Origin of the sequence: Streptomyces sp. CLV115 (genome assembly GCF_038448545.1) — a bacterium.
Classification (GTDB): domain Bacteria; phylum Actinomycetota; class Actinomycetes; order Streptomycetales; family Streptomycetaceae; genus Streptomyces; species Streptomyces sanglieri.
In genome coordinates this window covers 24,383-36,115 of the sequence record NZ_JBCEWQ010000087.1, presented here as the reverse complement: position 1 = coordinate 36,115, position 11,733 = coordinate 24,383, and the positions used below count along the sequence as shown (strand labels likewise).

11 protein-coding genes are annotated in these 11,733 nt (G+C 72.7%); 7 read left to right on the top strand and 4 right to left on the bottom strand.

Annotation, left to right across the window (positions count from 1 at the left end; genetic code table 11):
- The 5 genes from AADR41_RS26465 to AADR41_RS26445 all read left to right on the top strand — a co-directional run.
- Positions 1-906, top strand: a 906-nt coding sequence (locus AADR41_RS26465; RefSeq protein WP_342283908.1) for an acetate--CoA ligase family protein, incomplete at its 5' end; no start/stop codon positions are given.
- 96 nt (positions 907-1,002) lie between these two features.
- Positions 1,003-1,599: a DUF5998 family protein gene (locus AADR41_RS26460; RefSeq protein ID WP_093539487.1), complete on the top strand. Its 597-nt coding sequence runs from the start codon at positions 1,003-1,005 to the stop codon at positions 1,597-1,599.
- Positions 1,599-2,786: an alkaline phosphatase family protein gene (locus AADR41_RS26455; RefSeq protein WP_342283907.1), complete on the top strand. Its 1,188-nt coding sequence runs from the start codon at positions 1,599-1,601 to the stop codon at positions 2,784-2,786. The genes AADR41_RS26460 and AADR41_RS26455 overlap by 1 nt, the downstream gene beginning before the upstream one ends.
- A gap of 51 nt (positions 2,787-2,837) precedes the next feature.
- On the top strand, positions 2,838-3,488 hold the full coding sequence (locus AADR41_RS26450; RefSeq protein ID WP_342283906.1) for a thymidine kinase: 651 nt from the start codon (positions 2,838-2,840) through the stop codon (positions 3,486-3,488).
- A gap of 43 nt (positions 3,489-3,531) precedes the next feature.
- On the top strand, positions 3,532-4,443 hold the full coding sequence (locus AADR41_RS26445) for a PaaX family transcriptional regulator (RefSeq protein WP_342283905.1): 912 nt from the start codon (positions 3,532-3,534) through the stop codon (positions 4,441-4,443).
- Here the strand turns inward: AADR41_RS26445 and AADR41_RS26440 are convergent.
- The gene (locus AADR41_RS26440; RefSeq protein WP_342283904.1) at positions 4,424-5,200 is read right to left on the bottom strand and encodes a VOC family protein; all 777 of its coding nucleotides are present in this window, start codon (positions 5,198-5,200) and stop codon (positions 4,424-4,426) included. The genes AADR41_RS26445 and AADR41_RS26440 overlap by 20 nt on opposite strands.
- Positions 5,201-5,433: 233 nt before the next feature.
- On the opposite strand from AADR41_RS26440, the gene AADR41_RS26435 reads away from it, so the two are divergent.
- A complete protein-coding gene (locus AADR41_RS26435) occupies positions 5,434-6,261 on the top strand; it encodes a sulfurtransferase (RefSeq protein WP_342283903.1) in 828 nt (275 codons plus the stop codon).
- 124 nt (positions 6,262-6,385) lie between these two features.
- Here AADR41_RS26435 and sepH read toward each other — a convergent pair whose 3' ends face one another.
- A complete protein-coding gene (gene sepH, locus AADR41_RS26430) occupies positions 6,386-7,453 on the bottom strand; it encodes a septation protein SepH (RefSeq protein ID WP_342283902.1) in 1,068 nt (355 codons plus the stop codon).
- Positions 7,454-7,950: 497 nt separating this feature from the next.
- Between sepH and AADR41_RS26425 the strand changes: the two genes are divergently transcribed.
- On the top strand, positions 7,951-9,006 hold the full coding sequence (locus AADR41_RS26425; protein ID WP_342283901.1) for a hypothetical protein: 1,056 nt from the start codon (positions 7,951-7,953) through the stop codon (positions 9,004-9,006).
- Between the two features lie 67 nt (positions 9,007-9,073).
- Here the strand turns inward: AADR41_RS26425 and AADR41_RS26420 are convergent, their stop codons facing one another.
- Both AADR41_RS26420 and AADR41_RS26415 read right to left on the bottom strand, forming a co-directional pair.
- Positions 9,074-10,390 carry a D-arabinono-1,4-lactone oxidase gene (locus AADR41_RS26420; RefSeq protein ID WP_342283900.1) on the bottom strand — a complete coding sequence of 439 codons (1,317 nt, stop codon included), beginning with the start codon at positions 10,388-10,390 and terminating at the stop codon, positions 9,074-9,076.
- The gene (locus AADR41_RS26415; RefSeq protein WP_342283899.1) at positions 10,353-11,594 is read right to left on the bottom strand and encodes an MFS transporter; all 1,242 of its coding nucleotides are present in this window, start codon (positions 11,592-11,594) and stop codon (positions 10,353-10,355) included. Before AADR41_RS26415 ends, AADR41_RS26420 begins: the two co-directional genes overlap by 38 nt.
- Between the last annotated feature and the right edge of the window lie 139 nt (positions 11,595-11,733).

Below are 11,733 nucleotides of genomic sequence, written 5' to 3'. Positions count from 1 at the left end.
CCCACGACCTCGGCCCCCGGCGCCCGCAACGGCCGGATCCCCGCCTACCCCGCCGCCGAACGGGCGGTGCGCGCCCTGGCGGAAGCGGTGCGGTACGCGCAGTGGCGGCGGCAGGCCGCCGTGCCCGGCAAGGTGCCCGAGTTCCTCGACGACACCATCGACGAGCCCGGCACCGCCGGACTCATCGACACCCTCCTCGGCCCCGACCCCGACCCGAGGGGCCTCCAGCTCGCGCCCGACCAGGCCCGCGAACTCCTGGGCCGCTACGGCGTCACCGTGCGGCCGACGCTCCCTGCACCCGACCCGGACGCGGCCGTCGCGGCCGCGGCCCGGCTCGGCTACCCCGTGGCGCTCAAGACCACCGCGCCGCACCTGCGCCACCGCGCCGACCTCGGCGGTGTCCGGCTCGACCTCGCCAACGAGACCGCGCTGCGCCGGGCCTACGGCGAACTGACCGACCTGCTCGGCAAGCCCGCCGAACTCCAGCCGGTGGTCCAGGCCATGGCGCCGCGCGGCGTCGACACCGTCGTACGGGCCACGATCGACCCGGCGGCCGGCGCCGTGCTGTCCTTCGGGCTCGCCGGCGCGCCCTCCGAACTCCTCGGCGACACCGCCCACCGCCTCGTCCCGGCCACCGACCGCGACGCCGCCGAACTGATCCGGTCCATCCGGGCGGCCCCGGTGCTGTTCGGCTGGCGCGGCGCGGCGCCCGTGGACACCGCGGCCCTCGAAGAGCTGCTGCTGCGGGTCTCCCGGCTGGTCGACGACCATCCCGAGGTGGTCTCCATCGCCCTGGAACCGGTGGTGGTCGCCACCCAGGGGCTCACCGTCCTCGGCGCGAGTGTCCGCCTCTCGCCGCCCCCGGCCCGCACCGACCTCGGCCCCCGCCGCCTCCCCAACTACTGACGCCGGCCGGGGCGGGCACCGTCCCGCCCCGGGGTCCAGGTCCGCCCTGCCGCACAACGTCCCCGGCAGTCATCCGCCCCCCGTAGGATGGTGCTCATGGCAAAGACCGGTACGACGACCCAGGGGCTGCGCGCGGCGATCGAGCGCAGTGGCTACTACCCGGCCCTCGTGGCCGAGGCGGTGGAGGCCGCCGTGGGCGGTGAGCCGGTCGCTTCGTACCTGGTGCACCAGGAGACCACCTTCGACTCCAACGAGGTGCGCCGCCACGTCACGGTCCTGGTCCTGACGGACAACCGTTTCATCGTCAGCCACACCGACGAGCAGAACGCCGACACCAGCTCCCCGACCCCGTACGCCACCACCTCCACGGAGTCGGTCAAGCTCGACCGGATCTCGTCGGTCGTGGTCAGCCGGGTCGTCGCCAACCCCGAGAAGTACGTACCGGGCACGCTGCCCCGCGAGGTCGTCCTCACCATCGGCTGGGGCGCGGTCTCCCGGATCGACCTGGAGCCGGCCGCCTGCGGCGACCCCAACTGCGAGGCCGACCACGGCTACACGGGCAACTCCACCGCCGACGACCTGAGCCTGCGGGTCAGCGAGGCCGGTGACGGACCGGACACCGTGCGCCAGACCCTCGCCTTCGCCCAGTCGCTCTCCGAGGCCACGGCCGCGACCGCGGCGACCGGCCGCTGATGGCGCAGCCGGCCTGGCAGGATCCCGTTCCGCTCCCCGTCGACAGCGCCCCGGTGCCGGAGTACGGCAGCGGATCGCTCGCCGATCTGCTTCCCACGCTCGCCGCCGGGCAGGGCGTCGCGGGCTTCACCGCGGCCATCCCCGAACTCACCCCCGCCGACCGGAACTGCGTGTTCCTGATCGACGGCCTCGGCTGGGAACAGATCAAGGCCCACCCCGACGAGGCACCGTTTCTGCACTCCCTGCTCCCCACCTCGCGCGGCGGCACCGGCCGCCCGATAACGGCGGGCTTCCCGGCCACCACGGCGACCTCGCTCGCCTCGGTGGGTACCGGGCTGCCGCCCGGGGAGCACGGCCTGCCCGGCTACAGCGCACGCAATCCGGAGACCGGCGAGCTGATGAACCAGCTCCGCTGGAAGCCCTGGACCTCCCCGAAGGTCTGGCAGCCGTACCCCACCGTGTTCCAGCTCGCCGACGCCGCGGGCGTGCGCACCGCCCAGGTCTCCGCCCCCGCCTTCGAGCAGACCCCGCTCACCAAGGTCGCGCTCAGCGGTGGCTCGTTCCTGGGCCGGCTCACCGGCGAGGAGCGGATGGACATCGCCGCCGAACGGCTCGCCATGGGCGACCGGTCGCTCGTCTACACGTACTACAGCGAGGTCGACGGCAAAGGACACCGCTTCGGCGTCGACTCCGACGCCTGGCGCGGACAGCTGATGTACGTGGACGGCCTGGCGCGGCGCCTGGCCGAACAGCTCCCGCCCCGCTCGGCGCTCTACATCACCGCCGACCACGGCATGATCGACATCCCGTTCGACGAGCAGTCCCGGATCGACTTCGACGAGGACTGGGAGCTGCGCGCGGGCGTCGCACTGCTCGGCGGCGAGGGCCGGGCCCGTCATGTGTACGCCGTCCCGGGCGCCGAGAACGATGTGCTGACCGTCTGGCAGGAAGTGCTCGGCGAGCAGTTCTGGGTGGCGGGCCGGGACGAGGCGATCGCGGCCGGCTGGTTCGGCCCGAAGGTCGACGAACGGGTCCGCGGCAGGATCGGCGACGTCGTCGCGGCGGCCAACGACGACGTGGTGATCACCGCCTCCGTAAACGAGCCGCACGAGTCCGCGATGGTTGGCATGCACGGCTCGATGACCCCCGTGGAGCAGCTCGTCCCGCTCCTCGAAGTACGCTCGTAACCGCGTTTTCCCGCACAACCCTTCCCTTGCCCGAAAGGTGCTCGACCCCTCATGCCCGAGCTTGTGTTCTTCTCCGGAACGATGGACTGCGGAAAGAGCACACTGGCGCTCCAGATCGGCCACAACCGTTCGGCGCGCGGCCTGCAGGGCGTGATCTTCACCCGCGACGACCGGGCGGGGGAGGGCAAGCTGTCCTCGCGCCTGGGACTGGTCACCGACGCCGTCGAGGCCGACGAGGGCATGGATCTGTACGCCCATCTCGTCGGCCGGATAAGCCGCGGCGGCCGCGCGGACTACGTGATCGTGGACGAGGCGCAGTTCCTGGCCCCCGTCCAGATCGACCAGCTGGCGCGCATCGTCGACGACCTGGATCTGGACGTCTTCGCGTTCGGCATCACCACCGACTTCCGGACCAAGCTGTTCCCCGGCTCCCAGCGGCTGATCGAGCTGGCCGACCGGGTGGAGACCCTCCAGGTCGAAGCGCTCTGCTGGTGCGGCGCACGGGCCACGCACAACGCCCGCACGGTCGGCGGCGAGATGGTCGTCGAAGGCGCCCAAGTGGTCGTGGGCGACGTCAACCAGCAGGCGGGTGAGGTCGGTTACGAGGTGCTGTGCCGGCGCCACCACCAGCGCAGGACCACCAGCGCCACCGCCCGCGCGGGTGCGCTGTCGCCGGACGTGCTGCCCGTCGGCTCCGGCTGAGCCGCCCGTCGGCCACCCGTGTCCCGCTGCTTAGGATGAGGCCGTGAACACGGTGAGCGCGGAAGAGGACGACTCCGGACCGGGCCCGCTGGGCAAGGTGCAGCCCAGACAGCTGATCGTGACCGTCTACGGGCTGTACGCGCGCGACACCGACGGCTGGATGTCGGTGGCCTCGCTGATCCAGCTGCTCGCCGACCTCGGCGTCGAGGCACCGACCGTGCGCTCCTGCGTCTCCCGGCTGAAGCGGGCCGGGCTGCTCGAAGCCCGGACGGTGTCCGGAGCCGCCGGATACCGGATCTCGCCCGAGACGGAGCGGATGCTGCGCGACGGCGATCCGCGCATCTTCGCCGCGCGGCGGGCCACTGTCGACGAGGGCTGGGTACTGGTCGTCTTCTCGGTGCCCGAGTCCGAACGCGCCAGGCGGCACACCCTGCGCACCCAGCTCACCCGGCTCGGCTTCGGTTCGGTGTCCGCCGGCGTGTGGATCGCACCCGGGCATGTGCACGACGAGGCGGAGTCCATGCTGGCCAGACACGGCCTGCGCGCGTACGCCGACCTCTTCCGCGCCGACTACCTCTCGGCCGGCGGGGGCGACGGCGGCGAACTCGCCACGAAGGTCCGCTCCTGGTGGGACACCGCCCGGCTGCAACGGCTGTACGTCGAATTCCTCGCCGCGCACCGCCCGGTGGCCGAGCGGATCGCGAACGGTCCGGGGGTGGCGGACCGGGAGGCGTTCACGACGTACATCAGGGTCCTCACCGACTGGCGCCGGCTGGTCTACCTCGATCCCGGCGTCGCGCGTGAACTGCTGCCCGCCGAATGGAGCGGAACCCACGCGTCCGAGCTCTTCGACGAGATGCACTCCCGGCTGGCCGGCCCCGCCCACCGGCATGTCGAACGGGTCCGGACCGGCGGGGACCGGGCTGCCGGGCGGCTCAGCGAACGGCCGACCTGACGATCGTGAACGCCGCGCCCTCCGGGTCGGCCACGGTCGCCACCCGGCCGCCCGCCCCCTCCCGGGGCGGCTGCAGGACGTACCCGCCCAGCTCCACCACCCGCCGGGCGGCCTCGTCGGTGTCGGAGACCTCGAAGTACGTCATCCAGTGCGGGCCCCGGTCGCGCGGCAGGGCATGGCCGACACCGTGCAGCGACGCCACCGGCCGGCCCTCCAGATGCAGGGTCTGGTAGTCGAAGTCGGCCGAGACGACCGCCTCCGCCTCGTAGCCGAAGACCGTCTGGTAGAACTTGCAGACCGTCGCGGTCTCCCGGGTGACCAGCTCGTTCCAGACCGGCGTGCCGGGGGCACCGGCGAGCGCGGTACCGACATGCGCGGCGGCCTGCCAGATCCCGAAGACCGCACCGCCGGGGTCGGAGGCGATGGCGAGCCGGCCCGCCTCGCCCGCGTCGAGCGGCCCCACGGCGACCGTTCCCCCGCAGGACCGGATGGCCTCCGCCGTGAGATCCGCGTCGTCCGTGGCCAGATAGGTCGTCCAGGCGACCGGCAGATGCCGGTCCGGCGGCAGCTGTCCGATGCCCGCCACCACCTTTCCGTCGATCAGCGCCCGGACGTACGGACCCAGCTGGTCCGGACCCGGCACGAATTCCCAGCCGAACAGATCGGCGTAGAAGTGCTGGGTCGTGCTCATGCCGTGCACGATCAGACTCACCCAGCAAGGTGTTCCGGGCGTACGCGGAGCGGCAGCCTCGGTCATCGTCACTCTCTCCTCGGACCATCGGGGTGGCCGTACGGGGGAAAACGGGGCCGGCTCGCGGTCGTGCGGTACGGGATGTGTACGCCCCGTGCAGATGTTGGCACCACCCGGCGCACGATGTGCTCCGGCCGCGCCGCACTTTCCGGATCTCGACGGAGGGAGACCGGTTTGCTTCGGTGCGCCCGTTTCGAAGGTGGTACGGGTGGGGTGCCTCCTGCGCGAGGATGGCACCCATGAAGCCCATCATCACCGCATCGGAATACGCGAGCGAGTCGGCGGGGCCACGTCCGCCGGTGCTCCTGGACGTACGTTGGCAGCTCGGCGGCCCCAACGGGCGGCCCGAGTACGAGGCCGGGCACATTCCCGGTGCGGTCTTCGTCGACCTGGACGCGGAACTCGCCGGCCCCGCGGGCCGCGGCGGACGCCATCCACTGCCCGATCCGGACGCATTCGGGGCGGTGATGCGCCGGGCCGGTGTCTCCCGGGACACCCCGGTGGTCGTGTACGACGGCGGCCAGGGCTGGGCCGCGGCCCGCGCCTGGTGGCTGCTTCGCTGGACGGGACACCCGGACGTCAGGGTCCTGGACGGCGGTCTCGCCGCCTGGACGGGCGATCTCGACACCGGGATCCCGGCTCCGGCCGAGGGCGACTTCCGGCCCGTCCCCGGCGCGCTGGCACTGCTGGACGCGGACGGAGCGGCGGCGCTGGCCCGCTCGGGGCTGCTGCTCGACGCGCGGGCCGCCGAGCGCTACCGGGGAGACGTGGAGCCGATCGACCGGGTGGGCGGCCACATCCCGGGCGCCGTCTCGGCCCCGACCTCCGAGAACACGGGGGACGACGGGCGGTTCCTGGCCCCGGAGGCGTTGGCGGCCCGCTTCAAGGAACTCGGCGCCGACCGTGCGGACGAGATCGGCGTCTACTGCGGCTCCGGCGTCTCCGGCGCCCACGAGGTCCTGGCCCTGGCCGTCGCCGGGATCCCCGCCGCGCTGTACGCGGGTTCCTGGTCCGAGTGGTCCGGCGACGAGTCCCGCCCGGTGGCGACGGGGCCCGAGCCCCGGTAAGGGAGGGCGCGCCGACCGGGACCGCCGCGCCCGGCCCGGTAAGCGCGAGGCGCGGCGGACGCAGACGGCACGAGGGCCCGTACGCAGTGGCGTACGGGCCCGGGTCATGCCGCGGTTCCCCCGCTCAGTCCTGCTTCTTGCGGCGGGTACCGAAGACGATCTCGTCCCAGGTCGGTACGGCGGCCCGGCGGCCGGGCCGGACGCCGTCCGCCTCGGCCTGGCGGTCCGTCGTACCGGTCAGCCGGTCGCGGTGACCGGCCACCGCTCGCGGCATCAGCACGTCCGCGTAGGCGGAACCGGCGCCCGCGGAGGCCGCCGCGGCCGGCGGTTCATCGGCCTCCGGCTCCTGCGCGGCGGGCTCGATCGCGGGCGGCTCGGGCGGCGCCGGCCGTTCCGGCACCACCATGTCGCCGCGGAAGCTCGGCACCGCCTCCAGCAGGCTGGTCAGCGAATCGCGCTCACCGGCCGAGACGGACGCGATGTGCTCCTCGGGCTCGGGCGGGGGCGGCGGGGCCGTGGGCCGCTCCATCTGACGGTCCAGGGCGCGGTCCAGCGGCCGGTCGCGCGGCAGCCGGGCGATCCGGGGCACGAACGGGAAGCTCGGCTCGGGCGCGGCGACGTCGTCGGTCTCGCCGATCAGCGAGCGCGCCTCGTCGTCCACCGCCTGGACCAGCCGGCGCGGCGGGTCGTACGTCCAGCTCGCCGAGTGCGGCTCGCCCGCGACCCGGTAGACCAGAAGGACTTCCCAGGTGCCGTCGTCGCGGCGCCAGGAGTCCCACTGGACGGTCTCCTTGTCGGCGCCGCGCAGCAGCAGCCGCTCCTTTACCGCCTCGCCGAGCTGGGGTCCGGTGTTCTCGCCGGGACGGCGCACGGGAGTCTTCCGGGCCCGCTCGGCCATGAAGGCGCGCTCCGCGAGCACGGGGCCCTCGAAGCGGCGGACACGGTCGACGGGGATTCCGGCGAACTGGGCGACCTCCTCCGCGGAGGCACCGGCTCGTATCCGCGCCTGGATGTCGCGGGGGCGGAGGTGGCTCTCCACCTCGATCTCGATCTGGCCGAGTCGCGCGCGGTCGTTGCGCACGGCGGCGCGCAGCCGCTCGTCGATGGGAAGCGTGTACTCCGTGCTGTCCGCAGCCTTGAGCACCAGTCGTGTGCCGTCGTTGGAGACGGCCACGACACGCAGTTCGGGCATGGGGACCTCCCGGGTGGTGCCTGCCGACGTCACGTGCGTCGCTGCTTCCGCTAGTCGAGTGTGGCCTGCCCGGGTGCAGCCTGCCACAACATTGCCGTGTTGCCCGGCGTGTCGGGCGTGAGCCCTTGATCGCCGGTATGACACGGTGACCTATTCTGCAACAGAAAGTGACCTCTGGTCACCTCATGTAGCCAGTCTCCGTGCGATGCCGTGGCGCCGCCGGATCGAGTGCCTCCTTCGGCCCCCTCCCGAAGATCCCGGACACCCGTACGGGAGTCCGGCCCCAGGGCTCGCCACAGTACTCCATTCGGGCCACGAGGGTGGACCGCCGCGCCGCCGAAGTTCTCGTGAGGTGCGGGAGTTGGGTCACCGGGCCGGGGGTGGTGCGCCCCGCGCTCGTGTCCTGCTTCACAGAATCCCCGGAAGCGGAACTATTCACTTCGCTCAAATGTCCCTTCCTGTTGCATGGTGGGAGAGATGTCAATCAAGGGCTGGAAATGGTGCAGAAGCCGGAAAGTGACACAGAACCCAGAGAAAGGCGCATAGATCTGAGCCTGCCGCAGGTCGCGGGCAGTGCCGTGGCAGCGGTCGCGGCGGCGGTGGCGGCCTCCCAGCTGGGCGTGTACGGGACGATCCTCGGCGCCGGAGTGATGAGCGTCGTCGCCACCTGCGGAGGCTCGGTCTTCCAGCACTTCTTCCGGCGCACGGGGGAGCAGATCCGCGAGGTCACGGTCCATGTGAAGCACCCGGGCCGCGAGGTGACGGTGCATACCCGCGAGACGAACGGCGCGCGTAGGGCCGGCGGGACGCGGCTGCCGCGGGCCAGGACCCCGGCCGGTACCCGCCTCGGAACGCCGGACGCCCCGGACGCCCCGGACGCCACCACCGTGCTGCCCGCCATGGACGCCACGACCGTGCTGCGCCGGGTGGACGCCGAGGTCCCGCCGCCCGCCCCGGCCGACGATCCGGACCGTACGCGTCTGCTGCGGCCGGTCGACGCGACCCAGCTGCTCACCACGGCACGTCCGGACCCGGACGAGGAGTTCTCCGAAGCCAGCACGCACGGCACCCGGATCCGCGGCTGGAAGCGCTCCGCGCTCGGCGCGGCGGTGGTCTTCGTCCTCACGATGGCCGGAATCACCACGTTCGAGCTGCTCTCCGGCAACGACCTGAGCGGGGGCAGCGGGACGACCGTCGGCTCCGTGGTGCGCGGCGGGGAGCGGAGTTCCGGGTCGAACGATCCGGCGCCGTCCACCACCACCGGCCCCGACCGGAAGCAGACGCCCGGTCAGGAGAACGGCGCGACGCCCGGTACGGACCCGCAGGGCGGCGCCGGCCGGAGCCCGGCCGCCGGCGAGGGCGGTGCCTCCTCGGCCGACCCGACGCCCGGCCCCACGAAGTCCGGCAGCACCGGTGACCGTACGAGCCCGTCCCCGGCGGCCACTCCTTCCCCGTCGGCACCCGCCGACGGCGCCACCACCGGCACGGACCCCGCGGGCGAGGCCCCGGCACAGGGCGACGGCGCCACCGCCGGCACCGACACCGGACAGTGACGAACGGCCCCGCAGGACCCGGATACGTGCGACCGGGACCTGCGGGGCCGTCGGGTGCCCGGCGGACCTACTCGCCCAGGACCCGGCGCAGGTAGTCGTTGCCGAAGAGCCGGTCCGGGTCGAGCCGGTCGCGTACGGCGGTGAACTCGCCGAACCGCGGGTACACCCCGGCGAGGTACTCGGCGTCACGGGTGTTGACCTTGCCCCAGTGCGGGCGGCCGCCATGGGCGGTCATGATCCGCTCGACCGCCGTGAAGTACGCCTGGTAGGGCGTGCCCTTGTAGAGATGGACGGCGATGTACGCGCTGTCGCGGCCCGAGGCCGTGGAGAGCGCGATGTCGTCCGCGGGGGCGGTACGGACCTCCACCGGGAAGCTGATCCGAAGCGGCGAACGCTCGACCATCGCCTTCACCTCGCGCAGCGCCTCCACGGCGGCCCCGCGCGGCAGCGCGTACTCCATCTCCACGAAGCGGACCCGGCGCGGGCTCGTGAAGACCTTGTACGGGATGTCGGTGTACGTGCGGGCCGACAGGGCACGGCTGGAGAGCTTGGCGATCGAGGGAATGGTGGCGGGCACCGCCCGGCCGAGCGAACAGGCCACCTGGAAGATCCCGTTGGAGAGGAGCTCGTCCTCGACCCAGCCGCTGACCCTTCCGGGCGGGGCGGCGGGGCCGGCGCTGCGGTTGTTGCGCTTGGTGTTGCAGTTGCCGGTGTGCGGGAACCAGTAGAACTCGAAGTGCTCGTTCTCCGCGACCAGCTCGTCGAAGTCGCCCAGGACCCGGTCGAAGGTCATCGGCTCCTCACGGGCCGTCAGCAGGAAGACCGGCTCCACGGCGAAGGTGATCGCCGTGACGACACCCAGTGCGCCGAGCCCGATCCGGGCGACGGCGAAGACGTCCGCGTTCTCCTTCTCCGAACAGGTCAGCACCGTGCCGTCGGCGGTGACCAGTTCGAGGGCGCGGATCTGCGCGGATATGGACGCCGAGTCACGGCCGGTGCCGTGGGTGCCGGTCGAGGTGGCGCCCGCCACCGTCTGCTCCATGATGTCGCCCATGTTGGTGAGCGAGAGGCCCTCGCGGGCCAGGGCGGTGTTCAGCCGCTTCAGCGGGGTGCCGGCCTCGACGGTCACCGTCATCGCCTCGCGGTCGATGTTCCGGATGCCGGTGAGCAGGTCCGGGCGGATCAGCACGCCGTCGGTGGCCGCCGTCGCGGTGAAGGAGTGACCGGTGCCCACCGGCTTCACCCGCAGACCGTCCTCGGACGCGCGGCGAAGCACCTCGGCGAGCTCCGGTACGGAGGCCGGGGACACGGCCCGTACCGGCCGGGCGGTGACGTTTCCCGCCCAGTTACGCCACGCGTTCGTCGTCGTCCGTGCGTCGGTCATCTTCCGCGCGCCCTTCCATGAGAACCGGCCCGCTGAGCCGGCGATACCCCAGGAACGCCACCGCGGCCGCGAGCGCTCCCGCCGCGACGGGCACCGCGTACCCCGCCTCCGCTCCCGACGCGTCGACCACCCAGCCGGCGGCCGAGGAGCCGAGCGCCACCCCGACGGCGAGCCCGGTGCTGGTCCAGGTCATGCCCTCGGTCAGTTCGGTGCGCGGTACGTGCTGTTCGACGAGGGCCATGGTGGTGACCATCGTCGGTGCGATGGCGAGACCCGCGACAAAGAGCGCCACGGCCAGGAACGGCAGGTTCCCGGCCAGTTGGAGGGGGATCATACTCACGGCCATCGCGCACACGCCCACCAGCCACCTGGTGGACGCCTTCCGCTTCAGACGCAGCAGGCCGAAGACCGCTCCGGCCAGGCAGGATCCCAGCGCGTACACAGCCAGCACGAGGCTTGCCGCGGCCTTGTGGCCCCGCTCCTCGGCGAAGGCCACCGTCACCACGTCGATCGACCCGAAGATCGCACCGGTGGCCACGAACGTCACCACGAGCACCTGGAGCCCCCGCGAGCGCAGCGCGGAACCGCCGGTGTGCTCCCGGCGCGGATGCGGAACGGGCTCGGTGGACCGCTGCGCGGTCAGCCAGACCACACCGACCAGCAGGAACCCGGCCGCCAGGAGCGGCCCGGCCTCCGGGAACCAGGCGGTGGACAGACCGATCGAGATGATCGGCCCGAAGATGAAGCACACCTCGTCGACGATCGACTCCCACGCGTACGCGGTGTGCAGCTGCCGCGGCGAACCGCGGTAGATCTCCGCCCAGCGGGCCCGGATCATCGAGCCCACGCTGGGCACGCAGCCGGCGCCCGCCGCGAAGACGAAGAGCGTCCAGTCGGCCAGCCGCTGCTGCGCGCAGACCAGCAGCCCGGCCACCGCCGTCAGCGCGACCAGGGTCGCGGGACGCAGGACCCGACGCTGTCCGTGCCGGTCGACGAGCCGGGAGATCAGCGGCCCGATCACCGCCGCGGACATCGCCAGCGTCGCGGAGAGCGCGCCGGCCAGCCCGTAGCGGCCGGTGAGCTGGGAAATCATGGTCACCACACCGATGCCCATCATGGACAGCGGCATCCGGCCGAGGAATCCGGCCGCCGAGAACCCCTTGGTGCCGGGGACGGCGAATATCGCGCGGTAGGGACTGGGCAAGGAGAGCTCCGGAACAGCGTGATCGCACACGCCTGTAATACATGAACGTAACCGATACAGCTTACGGTCGGGGCATTCGGCCCGACACCGGGGTGGGCCCGGGAGCCGATGTCGGTGGGAGGGCCGTCCGCGGCGGGTG